Raw genomic sequence first — 1,286 nt, 5'->3', positions numbered from 1 at the left:
ATGCTATAGCTTAGCTGAGCGGCAAACTGATCAAAATTCCCGGACCACCTCTGAGTGCCCATTTCACAGGCCGTGAGATCGACGCCCCGAACAGGGTTAAGCTCGCCTCATCGCCACATGTAAGATGGTTTGAGTTAAACCCGCTGATTACCTTGCCACAACGATCGTCACTTGATTTCGAGAGCTGCCAACGAAGGCTTGCATGGGTGTTCTGTCATCGCTAAACGTTCGGTGCTAGGGTCGTTAGCTCAGTTGGTAGAGCGTCTCGTTTACACCGAGAATGTCGGCGGTTCGAATCCGTCACGACCCACCATAATTTCAATTACTTAGCGGAAATTTTCATTTCGTTCTGGGTTCATTGATCCTTACACGTTTCCGAAGTTCAGAGAGGTGGTTCGGGAAATCTTCTCAGCCGGGATAAGTGGATTTTCCGGGCAAGGGCGGTGGCATGATGCTGCGAGCGAGGAGAAGACGATGGCAAGACGCCCGCGCCGGAACCACAGCCCGGCCTTCAAGGCAAAAGTGGCGGTTGCCGCGATCGTCCATATCAGGCAAGCGCGGGATGCCGTGGCGTTGCAGGTGAGGAGGGATCAGAAAATGATCCGGGGGATCGTTTTCCCCGACGTAAAGTGCAGCGCCGAGCTGTCAGGTGCGGGAGGGACGGCTGCAGGGCATAAAGGCAATTGTCCAATGGCAGCAGCGTATGGCGCCTGAAGGCCACGACTACCGCTTCCTCCTCCCCGCTTAGCACCGTCGAACGCGGCTCTTTCGGCCCCGTCTTCATGTCCTCGACCGTCTGACGTTGTCGCCACTTCGCAACGGTCTTGGGGTTAATACCCAGTTCGCGGCTCAGCGCCGCGGTCGAAGCCTCCGATCGGCTCGTATTGCTGCTCGGACAGCGTGCGTGGGCGTGGCGCTGCCGTAACGAACTTGCCCCATAGGGCATCCGTCCACTCCAAAGAACGCATCACTCCATCAAACCGGGGGATCAAACACCTTATGTGTCCCGGGCCTGCTACATTAGCCCCATCAGCGCTGAACACCTTGTGGCTGGCTCACGATCGCTAGCAGGCTGATCCCGCCTCTCTTCACCGTCTCGAACAGTTGACGGCGGCCTGTTTTGTGGGACCGCGAAGCATAAGGAAGAGAGAGTGATATGATACCAGCGACCACCGTGATCGGCATAGATGTTTCCCGCGATTAGCTCGACGGCTGCTGTGCGTCGAGCGGGCGGCATTTCCGCCTCTCCAACAGCGTAGCGGGCCATGCCCAACTTCTTGTGCTGC

1 tRNA gene and 1 pseudogene are annotated in these 1,286 nt (G+C 57.3%); one reads left to right on the top strand and one right to left on the bottom strand.

Annotated elements, in window-relative coordinates:
• Positions 1-237 precede the first annotated feature (237 nt).
• Positions 238-313, top strand: a tRNA-Val gene (locus tag CG51_RS18750).
• A 303-nt stretch (positions 314-616) separates the two neighbouring features.
• Here the strand turns inward: CG51_RS18750 and CG51_RS20895 are convergent.
• A pseudogene (locus CG51_RS20895) lies at positions 617-939 on the bottom strand (IS481 family transposase); the annotation flags it as partial.
• Between the last annotated feature and the right edge of the window lie 347 nt (positions 940-1,286).

The organism is Haematobacter missouriensis, from assembly GCF_000740775.1.
In the GTDB taxonomy this organism is placed as follows: domain Bacteria; phylum Pseudomonadota; class Alphaproteobacteria; order Rhodobacterales; family Rhodobacteraceae; genus Haematobacter; species Haematobacter missouriensis.
This window is presented reverse-complemented; position numbering and strand designations above follow the sequence as displayed.